Raw genomic sequence first — 15,117 nt, 5'->3', positions numbered from 1 at the left:
TTTCTCGACCCGCCAGTCACCGGCGGTGTAGGCGAAGTTGTCCACTACCCTGGCCGGTGCCTTGAAGGTCCCGTCACCGTTGTTCAGGGACGCCCAGACTCCGCCGTCGCCGAAACCGATAATGTCGGCCCGGCCGTCTCCGGTGAGGTCGGCCAGGAAGCGGGGGTGTTTCTCGACCCGCCAGTCACCGGCGGTGTAGGCGAAGTTGTCCACTACCCTGGCCGGTGCCTTGAAGGTCCCGTCACCGTTGTTCAGGGACGCCCAGACTCCGCCGTCGCCGAAACCGATAATGTCGCCCTTCCTGTCCCCGGTCAGGTCAGGGCCGGCACTGCTCACCCCAGGCACCACCTCAGCACCAATCGAGGCGCGCGGACCATCCAGTGTGGCCTGCGCCCGGATCACCTGCCCTGCGGTGAACATGAACATGCCGGCATCGTCGGTGTAGTCCATATAGTTCACGAACATGTCGCCGTCGGGACCGTTTGAACACGTAACGTGAGGAAAAACCGGCCGCCCAAAATTGGGCCCGGCGGCATTAGGAGTGTCATCGACCTCGTCGGAGCCGTTGCATCCGGTACCGTCATCGCCCCAAATATGAAACAGGTTCAGCCAATGACCGATCTCATGGGTCGCGGTCCGGCCGCGGTCGAAAGGTGCCCGCGCGGTGCCGGACGTTCCGAAACCTGAGTGAAGAATGACCACACCGTCAATGGCCGCCGGTGCTCCAGGGAACGTCGCGTAGCCCAACAGTCCACCCTCGAGTTGGCACACCCACATGTTCAGATACCGGTCCGCAGGCCACGGATCGGCGCCGCCCGTCGCTGCGGACTTTACGGGATCTCCCACGCGGCCAAACCCCTTCACCGTGGTTTGTGTTCGGGTTATCCCGCTCGTGGAGTTCCCGCCAGGATCCACTTTTGCCAATTCGAATTCAATCCGTGGGTCACCGATCCTGGATTGCCAGACAGCGGGAACGCCGCTGATGTCCGCATTGGCCGCCCGGAAGTCCTGATTAAGCACATCAATCTGACTCCGTATTTGTTCATCGGAGATGTTCTCGTTCGGCTCACGCCACACCACGTGCACCGCGACCGGGATCCTTGTAATCCCTGGCCGCGCCGCTGTTTTTCGCTGCGCGAAACTTCGTGCTGCCGTCTCAATGCCCGCGCGCGCCGAGACGTAGGAAGAGTCTTCATTCAACAGCTGACGATGTTCCTCCATGGTCGCGCAGGACCGTCGCAGGGGCTGGTCTGGGGTCATAACCTCGGTCACTTCTATCTCCTATCAAGTTCTGCCTCATGAGGGAGCGGAACGCTGTCCACTATTTCCGAGTGCTGCTGTCACTTGAAGTTCCACGTACGAATGATTGATCACAGATTGACAGGGAGACCGTTACTGACGCGTTATGACCGCGTGGATCACGGGTACGGGTCTCGATGACCGCCAAGCCTGTGCCCGGCGCGCCGGCGACCTTTCTCCCGCCGATCTGGGTGGAACGCTCACTTCTACCATCGGGGAGCCGTTGCCAGCACAAGCCGGAGGGCATTCCAGGGGCGTAACTGCTGTGCACGACAACGTTGACAACCGAAGGGACGACATTCAGTTGAAGCCGTGGTCAAGCACCATTAGACCCCGTGCATGAGAGCGCCGGTGGGCTCCATTCACGCACAACTTCTTCCACGCTTACGGGCATTGGCGGTGCGTTGAGCCCGTAACTCGGGTGCTCGATACGGCTGAGCCCAGCACCGAGCTTGCAGATCGTTGACCAACGATTCGGGCAGGTCAGTATCCGCTATTCACGGTGGCGGGTGCGGTCGGATTTCTTACGGCAGAGTCCACCCATTTCCCGTCCACGCTTCCGGTGGTCTTCCATATTCTGGCTCCGCATGGGGTTCTATTCGTGCAGAAGCTAGCCCGGCAGTGGCCGGTCGGGCGAAGGCTTTCCTTCTAGGTGCCTGCCGCGCCTGCAGCGGCCGATGACACCCCCGCTAAGGCGGGGTGCATAAGAATTACGGGTAACGCCTCCGTAACACCAGCAAGCGCACGATTGGCGACGCACGGACCGGTCATGCAGTTTCCGGACAGTGATCCAGAGGCAGCGCAAAGTGATAATGCACAAGAAAAATTTGCTGCTTGGAGCCCGGTTCGAGTCCCACTTCGGGCACTTCGTGTGAGGGCGTTTTCCGACGCCGGTTCCCACCCTTTAGTGCTGCTGGGGTCAGAGGGGAAACGGGAGCCCCACGAGTGCACAAAGAGCGGGAAACCGTGCGGCGCTCACGCAAACCGGTCAAAGGCTTCAAGCAGGCGCGTCACCGAACCGCCCAGGTTCCACTCAGCGCCGAGCTTCTCCAGCTCGGCCCGCGCGTCGCCGGTGATCGGGCGCAGCTGGGCTCCGACATCCCCGGGCGTTGGCAGGTCCAGATCGCGGACCACCTTCACGACAGTGGGTGCGACCTCGAGGTAATCCGCTGCGGCAGCCAGCTTGGCCCGCACCGGCGACGACAGTGAACTTTCCGGGTTGCCGGCCGCAGCCAGCAGCGCATCGAGCGTGCCGTACTCGCCCAGCAGCGACGCCGTCGTCTTCTCGCCGATCCCGGACACCCCCGGCAGGCCGTCGGATGCATCGCCGCGCAGGGTGGCATAGTCCGCGTACTGGACGGGCAGCACCCGGTATTTCTCGACGATGGAGGCCTCGGTCAGGACATCGAGGTTTTTCATGCCGCGGGCGGTGTAGATCACGCGGACGGAGCGGTCGTCGTCGATCAGCTGGAACAGGTCGCGGTCGCCGGTGACCACATCCACCGGCAGGTCGGCGGAACTCGCGTAGGTGCCGATCACGTCGTCGGCCTCGTGCTCGGGAGCGCCGACGACGGCGACGCCGGCCAGTTCCAGCGTCCGGCGGATCATCGGGATCTGTGCCTCCAACGGATCCGGCACCACCTCGACATCGGGTCCGGCGGCCACCACCTCGGCCACCCGGTGCGTTTTGTAGGTCGGGAGCAGGTCCACCCGCCATTGCGGCCGCCAGTCATCGTCCCAGCAGGCAATCAGGTGAGTGGCCTCGTAGTCGGTGGTGAGCCGCGCGATCATGTCCAGCAGCCCGCGGACGGCGTTGACCGGAGTTCCGTCGCTGCGGCGGATGGAGTCCGGCACTCCGTAGAAGGCGCGGAAGTACAGGGACGCGGTGTCGAGCAGCATCAGGCGGGAGGGCATACGCCGATCCTTGCATGAAAAGGGGCAGGGAAGGGAGGAAGTTCCGCGGACGGTCCCGATGCTCGCAGCAGACGACGGTGCCGCCGTCGTCGTGGGTTCCCTGGCGTCCCGGCGCATAGCGGGACGCCAGGCGTCGCTGCCATGCTGTCACCTACGATGGGACCGTCCGCGTGAGGAATTTGGCGACTAAACCCCAACACATCCAGCAGAACAGGGAGCACCCCCATCATGGTCACCAGCGCAGGCATCCTCCTGTACCGGCGGAGCGCTCCTTCCGGCGTTGAGGTGTGGATCGGACACATGGGCGGGCCCTTCTGGGCGCGGAAGGATTCCCACGCGTGGTCCATCCCCAAGGGTGAATACCTCGACGAGGAGCCGCTGGTGGCGGCGAAGCGGGAATTCGCCGAGGAAATGGGCACCCCGGCCCCGGAGACTGACTACGTCCTGCTGGGCAGCTTCCGGCAGTCCTCGAAAAAGACCATCACGGTCTTCACCGCCGAGGCCGACTTCTCGCCGGAACGGATAACGAGCAATACGTTTGCGCTGGAATGGCCGCCGGGCTCGGGCACGGTGCGGGAATATCCCGAGATGGATGACGCCGGCTGGTATGCCGAGCCCGAGGCCCGCAGCAAACTGGTCAAGGGACAGGCTCAGGTCCTGGATGCGCTGCTCCGCCGCCTGGCCGGGACCGCTCCGGCACCCGGGACGTAGCCTTCCCGCGCTGGTTCCCACCGTAGGAGCACTCGCGGGGCCGGCGGGACCACGGCAGTGCACTTCTTTCACAAAGGGTGGGACCCAGTGCGCGGTTTTCCAGCCCAAGCGTTCCCGCGGCACCTCTCCGCGGATACGCTCACAGGACAGGACTGTGCGAAAACTCCGGCTTCTGGAGGTACGCCCCATGCCCGCAAGTACCGTCGACACCGGGTCCGGGAATCAAGGGACCCAGCACGCCACGGAATCTCCCCGCTACTGGTCTCCCCGGCTGTGGCTGCTGCCGCTGCTGGTGCTTCTGCTCCTGGGCGGAACCGGCGCCGCGCTGTACATCGGCGGTCTCGGCAGCCCGGGCGTAAACCTGAACCACTTTCCGATCGCCGTGGTGAACGAAGACGCCGGTGCCGAAGCGCCCGACGGCGGCGGCAGGGAAGACCTCGGCGCCACCATAACGGAGCAGATGCAGCAGGGCTTCGCGGCGAACGACGAGATCGACCTGCGGACGCTGTCCTGGGACGAGGCCCAGGACCAGATGCGCACCGGCCGCATCCATGCCGCCGTCGTTATTCCCCCATCCTTCTCGGCGGACGCACTCGCCCTGGTCAGCGGAGCCCTCACCGATACGGAGGTGTCCCGGCCAGCCGTGAGCGTCTACACCAATCCACTCGCCGGACCGCTGGCCAGCAGCCTGGCGACCGCCGCCGTCGACCCCGCCCTGGAACAGGCCAACAAAAACCTGGGCGAACAGCTCACCCGCTCGGCGCAAGGCGCCCGGGCCGAGGCGCAGGAAGAACTGGACCGGCAGCTCAGCAGCCTCGACCTTCCGGCCCAAGTGGAGCAGGAGGTATCGCCGGACGTCTCCGGCACCGCGGCGGACCTGCTGGCCAGCCCGATCCAGGTCACCACCACTGCCTATCAGACGCCGCAGGAGGGGACCGCGCTGGGCATGGGAGCGTTCTTCTACTCGGTGCTGCTCATGATCGTCGGAATTGCCGGTTCGGTGTCGATCCACTTCCTCGTGGACTCCCGGCTGGGCGTGCTTCCGGTCGAACTGGGCCCGCGCTTTAGCCTGGGACCGCCGGCGCGGCCGGCCCGCTGGGCCACCTTCTTCACCAAGTGGGGGATCGTGGTCCTTGCCGCCCTCCCCACGGCCGGACTGATGATGTGGGTGGCAGCGGCCGTCGGCATGCCGCTGCCGCACGGCGGCTGGTACTTCCTTACCACCTGGCTGTCCATCATCACCGTGTCCGCGGTGGCGTTCGCGCTGATCACCGCGCTGGGCAGCGCGGGCATGATCCTGTCAATGATCTACGTGGTGTTCATGGGGCTGCCCTCGGCCAGCGGCGTGGTGCCGCTGCAGGCGCTGCCGGCCTTCTTCCGGTTTATTGCCCCCGGTGAACCGCTGTATCAAATGACCATGGCCAACCGCGCGGTCCTGTATTTCGACGCCGATGCCGACGCCGGACTGCAGAGCGGCATTATCGGCATGCTGATCCTCATCGGAATCGCCGTGGCGGTCGCCATGGTCTTCGCAGTGCTCTATGACCGGATGCTGGGCCGGCGGGGAGCGCAGCTGGCTCCCTCGGCGCCGGGCCGGTGACATCACAGCCCGGCGCCGCGCAGGCAGCTCGGCGCGGCGCAGTTGACGAGCAGTTGACGCACAGAATCAGTGACCCTTCGCCGGGCGGGCCCGCAGGTGCGCACGCTCACCCTGCGGGCCGAAGAGGGCGATGAACTCGACGGCGCCGAGGTCGGCACTGCTCATCCAGTGGGGAAGGCGGGTGTCGAACTCAGCGGCCTCGCCCGGCTGCAGCACCAGCTCGGTGCCGCCGAGGATGAGCCGCAGCTTCCCGCTGAGGACGTAGAGCCATTCATAGCCTTCATGGGTGCGGGGTTCCGGCACCGCGGGCCTGCTGCGGGCCGGAAGGATGTACTTGTAGGCGCCGATTCCGCTGGCCTTTTCGGTCAGCGGAATGATCGTGGCACCGTGGCGCCTGATGGGCTGCATATGCACCCGGGGATCTCCGGTTGACGGCCCGCCCACCAGCTCATCAATGGTGACGCCGTAGATTTTGGCCAGGGGCAGCAGCAGCTCGAGCGTTGGGCGCCGCTGCCCCGACTCCAGCCGGGAAAGAGTGCTCACCGAAATGCCGGTGGCGGCCGACAACGACGCCAACGTGATGTTGCGGTCGGACCGCAGCGACCGCAGCCGGGCGCCGACGCCGTGCAGGGCGTCCTTCTGTTCATCCGTCATGGGTCGAGTTTGCCATAGCGGCAAAAATCGTTGCTGCTGCACCGGCACGGTTCCACACTGGAGGAACCGGCCCGGTGCCGCCACGGCTGGCCTCAGCGCGGCGGCGGCTATCAACGCGGATCTGATGGCCGAGGACACCCGGCGGTCAGGGCAGGTAGAGCGGCGACTGTTGGGTCAAAAAATCGCCGGGATGCGTCACCGGAGCCGAGAGCATCCCGGCACAGGAATCGATCAGGAAGTACCCGACGCCGGTCCAGTTGGCCGGCTCGGTGCCGTCCTGGATCCTTGCCTCATACTCGGAGCACACCCCGAGCACCATATTGCCGAGGATCCAGGACCGGCCATGGAGCACGGTCCGGGGCGTCGTGCCGAGCAGGGCCTCGATGCGTTTGACGAGGGCATCGGTGGCGGGACTGGCCACGGCGGACCGGGAGAGCACCTCGTGCATGGAGGGGACAGTCCGCATCTGGTGAATGAACCGCGCCCGCCAGCTCGGCACCGGCAGCGCGGCCAGATGTTCGGTCCAGGGCAGGACCAGGCACGCCAGCAGGTCCGACAGCCCGGCGTCGTCCGCCAAGGTGGAGACCAGTGCCGTCCTGCGGCGGTCCGTGTCAACGGTATGCCGGGTGATCAGGGCATGCAGCAGTTCGTCGCGGCCGCCGAAGTGATAGGCGACGGCTGAGTGGTTGGCGGTGCCGGCATGCTCGGCGATGCGTCGGTTGGAGACCGCATCGATGCCGAAACGGGCGAAGAGTTCCTCGGCTGCGTCCAGTAAAACCTCGCGTGCGTGCTCGCCGTGCTGACCCATGAACCGTGCCCCTCGTCCCGCGGCGTGTGCGCCTCGATTAACCAAATTTACGCCACATGGCGTAATTTTGACGAGTCGGCCCCACTGGCCGCGCATTTGGCCCAGCGGTCAGTGCGTTCCTCGCACCACCATCGAACCACAGCACAGGAGCACGACCTTGAGCCAGACTTCCCCCACGTCCACCGACTATCCACCGGGCGAGGATCCAGCGGCGCAGAGCGAGGCCCCGGCAACTGCTGACGCGGACCTCGAAGCTGCTGCCCTGAAGCGGGCCAAGGCAGAGAAGATCGGGCGCTACGTTGCCATGTTCCTCATGCCCCTTCTGATGGTGTCGATGCTGGTCGGCGGCTATCTGGCAGCCATGCACGCGCCGACCCCGCATGACATGCCGATTGCCGTCGCCGGCTCCGCGCAGCAGGCGGAGCAGTTCACCGATGCCCTGGAGTCCAGCGACCCCGATGCCGTCGAGGTGCGGATGGTCGACTCCGAGCAGGAAGCCCGCCAGCTCATCCTGGACCGTGAAGCATCCGGCGCCGTCTCGCTCTCGGAGGGCAAAGCCACCGTTTACACCGCCGGTGCCGCCGGCGCCTCCCAGTCCAGCAGTGTCACCGCACTGCTGGCGCCGCAGGTCCTCGCGCAGGGCCTGGCCCTGACGACCGAAGACCTCGCACCGCTGCCGAGCAGCGACATGGCAGGCCTGGGCGCAATGTTCATGACCACCGCGCTGATGCTTGCCGGCTACATGCCGCTGAGCCTGATCCTCTCCAACTCGCCGGAACTGCTGAAGTTCCGCCGCTTCGTTCCCCTGCTGGCCGGATGGTCGGCACTGATTGCCGCCCTGGTTTGGACCGTCGTCGGCCCCATCATGGGCATAGTTGAGGGGCACACCGCCGCCGTCCTGGGCATCTGCGCACTGGCCGTGTTTGCGGTCGGCAGCGTCCAGCTGTTCCTCACCCGCATCCTCGGCCCGATGGCCGTGCTTGTGGGCATGCTGTTCCTGATGGTCCTGGGCGTTCCCGCGTCCAACATGAGCATGTCGGTGCACACCATGCCGTGGATCTACCCTTACCTGCACGGCTTCCTGCCCGCGGCAGCAACCGGCGAATCACTCCGCGCAGTGCTCTACTTTGACGGAAGCGGCGCCGGCGGCCACCTGTTGGTGCTGGCGATCGGCACCGTGGCCGCCCTGCTCCTCACGCTGGGGATCGACGCCCTCAAGCGCCGCCGCAAGCCCAATGCGGCCCCGCCGGCGATCAACGTGGCGTCCCTGCACGGCGGACCCCGGCCGAAGAGCCGGACCTGGCGTTACATCGCCCTGGCCGGTTTCCCGCTGGCCATGGTCACCATGATGCTGTCCCTGATGCTCGGTGCCATGTACCAGCCGGAACCGCGGAACATGCCCGTCGCCGTCGTCGGCTCCACCGCCGAGCAGGCGGAACAGGCGGCCGCCGGACTGGACGAGAACATGTCCGGGCTCTTTGACCTGCAGCCGACCGACTCCGCCGATGAGGCCCGCGAGCAGGTGCAGGACCGCACGGTCGTGGCCGCCTTTGTGCTGCCGTCGGCGGAGAACCCCGCCGCAACCCTCATCACCAACGAGGCTGCCGGCATGAGCGCGCAGCAGGTTGTCCAGTCTGTCTTCGGCCAGATCGCCGCCGGACAGCAGGCGGAACTGACCACCGAGAACGTGGCTCCGCTGAAGGACTCCGACTCCATGGGCATGGCCACCATGTACCTGGCCATGGGCTGGATCATGGCGGGCTTCATGATCATTGTGGTGGGCTCGACGGCGGCTCCGGCCAGCCGTCCGCTGCGCCGGCTGATCCCCATCGTTGCGGCGTGGGCCGTCGGAATGTCCGCCTTCCTCTGGGTCATCGCCGAGGTCTTCGTGGGCGCCATCGACGGCCATTTCCTGCCGCTCTGGGGCGCCGGCGCCGTCGCGATCTTCTGCGTGGCCCTGTTCACCGCAGTCTTCGACCGGCTCATCGGCATGCTGGCGATCCTGCCGGTCATTGGCATCCTGATGTTCCTGGGCGTTCCGGCTTCCGGCGCGGCCATGTCCATCTACATGGAGCCGGAGATCTTCCGCTTCCTGCACGAATTCCTGCCGATGCCCGCCGCCGTCGAGTCGATCCGCTCGATCCTGTACTTCGGCGGGGACACTGTCGGCACGCATCTGCTGACGCTTGGAATCTGGGGAGCGGTTTCCCTGGTGCTGCTGGTCATCATTGACCGGTTCAAGCCGGTTCGAACGGAACCGTACCCCGTTGACGTGCCGGAGAGTGCAGCTGCCGGTGCGCCGGATGCTTCGGCCGGTGCCGCGAAACGGAAGCGTGGAAAGCACGTCGCTTCCGTATAGCCGGCTCCGCCGGAACCGGGCATGATCAAAACGAAGGGCCGCTGCAATTGCAGCGGCCCTTCGTTTTGGGGATTTCGCAGTACGCCCCCGATGGTCTCAAATCGAAGGTTTCCTGCGGGGCTGCACATCCAGGGTTTCCCAGGGGAAGTGCCACCGTTTTTTGCGGGTGTCTCTAGTTCCCGCAGGAATACACTCTGCCTTGCTTCTCTGCTGTTTTTCCTCAACTTTGGCTCAAGATTGCCGCAGGGTGGATCTGGAAGGCAGTCTGCTGAGGTCCCAGCAGTGCCCGCGCTGCGAAGGCATTGGGTTTCGGCGCTACCTGTGCTGCAGCCAGGCCAGGCCGGCGTACAGCGTATGCACGGCGGTGAAGACCGCCCCGGCAGCCAAATACATCCACGGCCGGTACCCGGGGACAAACCGCAGGCTCGAACCCCAGCCGATTCCCGCAAGCCAGAGCAACGAGGTCCACGCCGGCGCCGTGAAACCTATCAGGCCGGTGCTCCACGGGCTCTCCGGAGCCGCCATGGCCGCCAGCCAGGCGCCGGCGTAGGCGGCCAGGCCTGTGCCGTAGAGCCAGAGGCCTCCCCGTCGAGGAGCCAGCGGCATGAAGGCCGGGGCTGCGCAGAGCAGGGCCCGCAGAACGTTTTCAGCGATGATCAGCGCCGCCGGAATGCCGGCCGAAAAGGCCTGCGGGCCGTAGGGCGGCGGCAGGTATGGGGCTACGGCGGCGTTCAGGGCAAGGACCGGCAGCACCAGCCAGAAGCGGTTCCGGAGCCAGGCAGATCCAGGGATCCGGCTCCTTCCAGCTCCATCACCTCTTCGGCGCTGGGAAGGGCCTGCAGCGGAATCGTCGGGTCCAGACATGGCGTCTCCTCGGACGGGGTACGTGCACAAAGTACCATTAGCGCCCGCTCCTGCCCGCCGGCCCCGCCCAATCGCCGCCAACGCCGCCAGCACCCCGAAACGGGCAGTTCTGCAGCGAAAACGGACACTTGCAAAATTGCATCAAAACACTCTTGACCGGCAAATTGTTAGCGTTCACAATTGCGCTCAGGGCGTTCAAGCCCCCGCAGCGATGATGGTGCAGTTGCTTGTGGCTGCGGTCCGAATTTCAGGAGGCAGCAGTGTTCAAGAAGACTCTTATGACAGCCCTGGCCGTCTCGGCCCTGGCTCTCTCTGCATGCGGTAGCTCGGACGCCGAAACCGGCTCGGACGAGGGCATCACCATGGGCTTCGCGCAGGTGGGGGCCGAGAGCGGCTGGCGAACTGCCAACACCAAATCCGTCCAGGACGCCGCCGAGGCCGCCGGCGTCGACCTCAAGTTCTCGGATGCCCAGCAAAAGCAGGAAAACCAGATCAAGGCGATACGTTCCTACATTCAGCAACAGGTGGATGTCATCGCCTTCTCACCGGTCGTCGAATCCGGATGGGACACCGTCTTGAAGGAAGCAAAGGACGCGAGTATCCCGGTGATCCTGACCGACAGGGCAATCGATTCCGCCGACACGTCGCTGTACAAGACGTTCCTCGGATCTGATTTTGTCGAGGAGGGCAAGAAGGCCGGCGACTGGCTCGTCCAGGATTCAGCTGCAACGGACGGTCCGATAAACATTGTGGAACTGCAGGGGACCACCGGGGCGGCACCCGCTATTGACCGAAAGGAAGGTTTCGAAGCAGCCATCGCGGCCGATCCCGACCTCAAGATCGTGCAATCCCAGACCGGTGACTTCACCCGCAGCGGCGGAAAGCAGGTCATGGAGGCGTTCCTCAAGAACACTCCCGACATTGACGTTGTCTATGCCCACAACGACGATATGGGGCTGGGAGCGATCGAGGCCATCGAAGCTGCCGGAAAGGTGCCCGGCAAGGACGTCAAGATCATCACTGTCGATGCGGTCAAGGACGGGATGACCGCCCTCTCCGAGGGCAGGATCAATTACATCGTGGAATGCAACCCGCTCCTGGGAGTGCAGCTCATGGAGCTCGCGGAAAAAGTGGTTGCCGGCGAAGAAGTGCCAGCCCGCGTGGTGACGGAAGAGACTGCGTTTACCCCCGAACAGGCAAAGGAAGTCTTGGCAACCCGCGAGTACTAGTTCAGGACACACCGCACGCGATAAGAGTCCGGACCGATCAGTGACTGGAATGCGGTGAGTGTGCGCTCACCGCATTCCAGTTACAGGAAGACAGAAACATGAACGAGACCGTTCCAGTGGTGGAGATGCACGGAATTTCGGTTGAGTTTCCCGGGGTGAAGGCACTTGACCGCGTGGACTTCCGACTGTTTCCGGGTGAAGTGCATGCCCTCATGGGGGAAAACGGCGCGGGAAAATCAACGCTGATCAAGGCACTGACCGGGGTTTACGCCGTCGACGGCGGTGCCATCACCGTCCTGGGTGTGACCCACGAATTCGCCACGCCCGCCGAAGCGCAAAATGCCGGCATCAGCACCGTTTATCAGGAGGTGAACCTCTGCCCGAATCTGTCGGTCGAGGAGAACATCCTCCTGGGACGGGAGCCCCGCAGGCGGGGGAGCATTCATTGGAGGGAAGTCCGCAGAAAAGCCCGCGAAGTACTCGAACTGCTCCAACTCGGACACATTGACCCGGGCTCCGTACTTTCCACGCACTCCATCGCGATCCAGCAGCTGGTCGCCATAGCGCGTTCAGTTCAGATCGACTCAAGGGTGCTCATCCTCGATGAACCCACGTCCAGCCTGGACCTCGACGAGGTGCAGCAGCTCTTCACTGTTATCCGCACCTTGCGGAACAGGGGAGTCGCAATCCTCTTTGTGTCCCACTTCCTTGAACAGGTGTATGAAATCTCCGATCGCATGACGGTTCTCCGGAATGGGAAACTGGTGGGGGAATACCTGACCTCCGAATTGCCGCGGATGGGACTGATCTCGAAAATGATCGGCAAGGAATTGGAAGTCCTCGCTGAACTCGACCGGACCGAATCCCAACCCCGGCCGGAAAACGTGGACGCCGTCCCCTTCCTCCAGGCGAAGAATCTTGGGCGAAAGGGCTCCGTCGGGAACATCAACCTCTCCATCGAACCGGGGCGGATCCTTGGACTGGCGGGGTTGCTGGGATCAGGGCGAACTGAAACGGCGAGGCTGCTCTTTGGCGCCGACCGCGCCGACCAGGGTGAGCTGATCCTCGGCGGCACGAGCCGGAGCCTGCGGAACCCGCGTGCCGCGATCAACCGGGGAATTGGATTCTCATCGGAGAACCGCCAGGCGGAGGGCCTTGTCGGTGATCTCTCGGTTCGGGACAATCTGGTCCTGGCCATGCAGGCGAGCAAGGGATGGCTGCGGAAGATTCCCCGCCACCAGCAGGATCAGCTCGCCGGGAAGTTCATCGAAACTTTGGATATCCGTCCCGCCAACAAAGATGCCCTGGTCCGAAACCTCAGCGGCGGCAACCAGCAGAAGGTGCTCCTCGCGCGCTGGCTGATCACCAACCCCAAGCTTCTCATTCTCGATGAACCCACCAGGGGCATCGACATCGGCGCGAAAACCCAAATCCAGCTGCTGATCAGCAACCTGGCTGCCGAGGGCATGGCGATTGTCTTCATTTCCGCCGAATTGGAGGAGGTGCTTCGCCTGAGTGACCACATTGCGGTCCTCAAGGACCGGGAAATGGTGGCGGACCTGCCCAACGACGGCGTCTCCATGGAGGATGTCATGACGATCATCGCGGGGACTCCGGCATGAACGCCGTCATTCGGCACCGGCTTACCTGGCCAGCTCTGGCCCTGGTTCTGCTGCTGCTCCTCAACCAGGTGTTCAGAAGCGATTTTCTCGCGGTTCGGGTCCAGGACGGCCACCTCTACGGCAGCCTGATCGATATCCTCCGCAACGGAGCACCCACGATTCTGATCGCCCTCGGCATGACTCTGGTGATTGCATCGCGGGGCATCGACCTTTCAGTGGGGGCAACAGCAGCCATCGCCGGCGCCATCTCGTGCACCTACATCTACAATGCCGCGGATCCCGGGTCCGCCCAGACCGCACTCACCGGAGCGGCGATTGCGGTGGGTGCCGGCCTGGCCTTGGGAGCGTGGAACGGTTTCCTGGTCGCCGTGATCGGGATCCAGCCCATCATCGCCACCTTGGTCCTCATGACGGCGGGCCGCGGCCTGGCCCAGCTCGTCACCGACGGCCAGATCATCACCGTCTCCAATGACCCGTACCACGCCATCGGCGCCGGGTTTTTTCTGGCGCTCCCCATCTCGATTCTCATTGCGGCCGCCGTATGTGCCGCAGCGGGATTGTTAACCCGGCGAACGGCGCTGGGGACTCTTATTGAGGCCGTAGGCATCAACCCGGTGGCGAGCCGGCTGGCCGGGCTTAACGCCCGCACCATCACCTGGATCGTGTACATTTTCAGCGGCTTTTGCGCCGCGGTTGCCGGGCTGATGATCAGCTCCAACGTCACGGCGGCGGACGCGAACAATGCCGGGCTCTTTATCGAGATGGACGCGATCCTCGCGGTGGTGATCGGCGGGACCTCGCTGGCCGGCGGCCGGTACAGCCTGGTGGGGACACTCATCGGTGCGCTCATCATCCAGACCCTGACGACAACCGTCTACACCCTCGGCATCCCGCCTGAGGTGACGCTGGTCTTCAAGGCCCTCGTTGTCATCGTTGTCTGCCTGCTGCAGTCGCCGAAGGCTCGGACACTGCTCCGGCAGCGCAAACGCCCGGCAACTACAAGTTCGAAACCGAAGGTGGCCATCTGATGTCAGTCCTCACCAGCCCCTCGGCCCCCGCCACCCACAACCGAACGAGCGGTCTGCAGGGAAAGGCGAAATACGCACCGACCCTTGCAACCATCGGACTGTTCCTTGCCATGTTCGCAGCCGGCGCGCTCATGTACCCGGGGTTTCTCTCCGGGCAGGTTTTCCTTAACCTCCTGATCGACAACACCTTCCTGATTGTCCTTGCCGTCGGCATGACCTTTGTCATCCTGACCGGTGGAATCGACCTGTCGGTGGGGTCCGTCGTCGCCCTCTCGATGATGATCGCCGCAGCGCTGCTGCAAGCAGGGTGGAATCCGTTCGCGGTTATCGCCGTCGTCCTACTGACCGGAGCCGTCTTCGGACTGGTCATGGGAGCCATCATCCAAGTCTTTGAAATCCAGCCCTTCATCGTGACCCTTGCGGGACTCTTCCTTGCCAGGGGGCTCTGTTACGTCATCAGCCTCAACTCGATCACTGTCACGGATCCGTTTTTTACGTCCATGGCCCAGGCCCGCATTCGGCTGCCCGGGAACCTGTTCGTGTCGCCCGGTGTCATCATCGCGCTGCTGGTGGTCGCCGCCGCAGTCTATGTCCTGCACCAGACGCGTTTTGGCAGGACGGTTTACGCCGTTGGCGGCGGCGAAGCCTCCGCGGTGCTGATGGGCCTGGCAGTGCCTCGGACGAAAATACTCGTCTATACGATCAGCGGCTTCTGCGCCGCAACCGCCGGAATCCTCTTTTCGTTCTACAGCTTGTCCGGATACAGCCTGGCGGCCACCGGCATGGAACTGGATGCCATCGCGGCGGTAGTGGTTGGCGGGACGCTTCTCACCGGCGGATACGGCTACGTCGTCGGCTCCCTGGCGGGAGTCCTGGTTCTGGGAATTGTCCAGACCTTCATCTCATATGAGGGAACGCTCAGCTCGTGGTGGACGCGCATCGTCATCGGAGCGCTTTTGCTGGTCTTTATCCTTCTCCAGAAACTCTTCTCCCGGAAAGTGAAACTCGCCTAGCGCCCGCCACGCCCGG

Annotated in this window: 12 protein-coding genes; 7 read left to right on the top strand and 5 right to left on the bottom strand. The window is 64.3% G+C overall.

Annotation, left to right across the window (positions count from 1 at the left end):
- Both QNO00_RS17225 and QNO00_RS17220 read right to left on the bottom strand, forming a co-directional pair.
- On the bottom strand, positions 1-846 hold an 846-nt coding region (locus tag QNO00_RS17225; RefSeq protein WP_284025423.1), incomplete at its 3' end, for a M43 family zinc metalloprotease.
- Between the two features lie 1,428 nt (positions 847-2,274).
- Positions 2,275-3,213, bottom strand: coding sequence for a 5'-3' exonuclease (locus QNO00_RS17220; protein WP_284025422.1), 939 nt, complete (start codon positions 3,211-3,213; stop codon positions 2,275-2,277).
- A gap of 225 nt (positions 3,214-3,438) precedes the next feature.
- Between QNO00_RS17220 and QNO00_RS17215 the strand changes: the two genes are divergently transcribed.
- Positions 3,439-3,924 carry an NUDIX hydrolase gene (locus QNO00_RS17215; protein ID WP_284025429.1) on the top strand — a complete coding sequence of 162 codons (486 nt, stop codon included), beginning with the start codon at positions 3,439-3,441 and terminating at the stop codon, positions 3,922-3,924.
- Between the two features lie 187 nt (positions 3,925-4,111).
- On the top strand, positions 4,112-5,524 hold the full coding sequence (locus QNO00_RS17210; RefSeq protein ID WP_284025421.1) for an ABC transporter permease: 1,413 nt from the start codon (positions 4,112-4,114) through the stop codon (positions 5,522-5,524).
- A 66-nt stretch (positions 5,525-5,590) separates the two neighbouring features.
- Here QNO00_RS17210 and QNO00_RS17205 read toward each other — a convergent pair whose 3' ends face one another.
- Entirely contained in the window at positions 5,591-6,178 is a 588-nt protein-coding gene (locus QNO00_RS17205; protein WP_229966734.1) for a helix-turn-helix domain-containing protein, read from the bottom strand.
- A gap of 145 nt (positions 6,179-6,323) precedes the next feature.
- Positions 6,324-6,986 carry a TetR/AcrR family transcriptional regulator gene (locus tag QNO00_RS17200; protein ID WP_229966733.1) on the bottom strand — a complete coding sequence of 221 codons (663 nt, stop codon included), beginning with the start codon at positions 6,984-6,986 and terminating at the stop codon, positions 6,324-6,326.
- Between the two features lie 157 nt (positions 6,987-7,143).
- Here QNO00_RS17200 and QNO00_RS17195 point away from each other — a divergent pair, with 157 nt between their 5' ends.
- Entirely contained in the window at positions 7,144-9,345 is a 2,202-nt protein-coding gene (locus tag QNO00_RS17195) for an ABC transporter permease (RefSeq protein ID WP_284025420.1), read from the top strand.
- Positions 9,346-9,660: 315 nt separating this feature from the next.
- Here QNO00_RS17195 and QNO00_RS17190 read toward each other — a convergent pair whose 3' ends face one another.
- Positions 9,661-10,209: a hypothetical protein gene (locus QNO00_RS17190; protein WP_284025419.1), complete on the bottom strand. Its 549-nt coding sequence runs from the start codon at positions 10,207-10,209 to the stop codon at positions 9,661-9,663.
- Between the two features lie 278 nt (positions 10,210-10,487).
- On the opposite strand from QNO00_RS17190, the gene QNO00_RS17185 reads away from it, so the two are divergent.
- The 4 genes from QNO00_RS17185 (at position 10,488) to yjfF (ending at position 15,101) form a co-directional block, all read left to right on the top strand.
- On the top strand, positions 10,488-11,438 hold the full coding sequence (locus tag QNO00_RS17185) for an ABC transporter substrate-binding protein (RefSeq protein WP_284025418.1): 951 nt from the start codon (positions 10,488-10,490) through the stop codon (positions 11,436-11,438).
- Between the two features lie 98 nt (positions 11,439-11,536).
- Entirely contained in the window at positions 11,537-13,060 is a 1,524-nt protein-coding gene (locus QNO00_RS17180) for a sugar ABC transporter ATP-binding protein (RefSeq protein ID WP_229966729.1), read from the top strand.
- Complete coding sequence (locus QNO00_RS17175; protein WP_229966728.1) at positions 13,057-14,088, top strand: ABC transporter permease; 1,032 nt, start codon at positions 13,057-13,059, stop codon at positions 14,086-14,088. Before QNO00_RS17180 ends, QNO00_RS17175 begins: the two co-directional genes overlap by 4 nt.
- Complete coding sequence (yjfF, locus tag QNO00_RS17170) at positions 14,088-15,101, top strand: galactofuranose ABC transporter, permease protein YjfF (RefSeq protein WP_229966727.1); 1,014 nt, start codon at positions 14,088-14,090, stop codon at positions 15,099-15,101. Before QNO00_RS17175 ends, yjfF begins: the two co-directional genes overlap by 1 nt.
- Positions 15,102-15,117 lie beyond the last annotated feature (16 nt).

This window comes from Arthrobacter sp. zg-Y1219 (assembly GCF_030125545.1).
GTDB lineage: Bacteria > Actinomycetota > Actinomycetes > Actinomycetales > Micrococcaceae > Arthrobacter_B.
Note: the sequence above shows the minus strand (reverse complement) of the source record. Positions and strands in the feature narration are given on the sequence as shown.

What these genes read in the sequence shown, in the direction of transcription:
- QNO00_RS17185 (WP_284025418.1), top strand. Translation starts at nt 10,488, where the DNA reads ATGACAGCCCTGGCCGTCTCGGCCCTGGCTCTCTCTGCATGCGGTAGC.
- QNO00_RS17220 (WP_284025422.1), bottom strand. Translation starts at nt 3,213, where the DNA reads ATGCCCTCCCGCCTGATGCTGCTCGACACCGCGTCCCTGTACTTCCGC.
- QNO00_RS17200 (WP_229966733.1), bottom strand. Translation starts at nt 6,986, where the DNA reads ATGGGTCAGCACGGCGAGCACGCACGCGAGGTTTTACTGGACGCAGCC.
- QNO00_RS17210 (WP_284025421.1), top strand. Translation starts at nt 4,112, where the DNA reads ATGCCCGCAAGTACCGTCGACACCGGGTCCGGGAATCAAGGGACCCAG.
- QNO00_RS17190 (WP_284025419.1), bottom strand. Translation starts at nt 10,209, where the DNA reads ATGTCTGGACCCGACGATTCCGCTGCAGGCCCTTCCCAGCGCCGAAGA.
- yjfF (WP_229966727.1), top strand. Translation starts at nt 14,088, where the DNA reads ATGTCAGTCCTCACCAGCCCCTCGGCCCCCGCCACCCACAACCGAACG.
- QNO00_RS17180 (WP_229966729.1), top strand. Translation starts at nt 11,537, where the DNA reads ATGAACGAGACCGTTCCAGTGGTGGAGATGCACGGAATTTCGGTTGAG.
- QNO00_RS17205 (WP_229966734.1), bottom strand. Translation starts at nt 6,178, where the DNA reads ATGACGGATGAACAGAAGGACGCCCTGCACGGCGTCGGCGCCCGGCTG.
- QNO00_RS17175 (WP_229966728.1), top strand. Translation starts at nt 13,057, where the DNA reads ATGAACGCCGTCATTCGGCACCGGCTTACCTGGCCAGCTCTGGCCCTG.